Origin of the sequence: Mesorhizobium sp. M4A.F.Ca.ET.050.02.1.1, from assembly GCF_003997725.1 — a bacterium.
Lineage (GTDB): Bacteria > Pseudomonadota > Alphaproteobacteria > Rhizobiales > Rhizobiaceae > Mesorhizobium.
Genome location: NZ_RZSG01001575.1, coordinates 1 through 380 on the forward strand (window position 1 = coordinate 1; position 380 = coordinate 380).

1 pseudogene is annotated in these 380 nt (G+C 52.6%); it reads right to left on the minus strand.

Annotated features, from left to right (window positions below):
* A pseudogene (locus EOA33_RS40080) lies at nt 1-93 on the minus strand (ectoine synthase); the annotation flags it as partial.
* Nucleotides 94-380: the final 287 nt, after the last annotated feature.

A 380-nucleotide genomic window follows, 5' to 3' on the forward strand; every position in this document is an offset into this window, starting at 1 on the left:
GTCCTTGTCGGTCAGAAGGCGGTGGCTAGTACCATTGCCCCAATCGACGAAGTGATCGGTCGCTTCAACATCCTGCAGGCTACGCACAATCATAACACTATCCTTTTGTATTCCGCAGCCGAGTCGGGGGCGCGTACTACCGTGATGTTGCCACTTCTGCGCGGTACTGCCGCCTGCGTTGCATGTTCAGAATGCCCTACCGGCCCACATAAAGTGTTTTCGGTCGCAAATCTGGCAAGTTGTTTCCTTCCTTCGCTGTGCCTCGCGACACGAATACAACTCCGCAGCCTGTTAGTATTGAAGCAAATCTCGTGCCACCCTGGTAGAGAAAGGGGAGAGAAGTTGGGGCTGTTTTTTCAGATAATTAGAGAGTGGAAGGA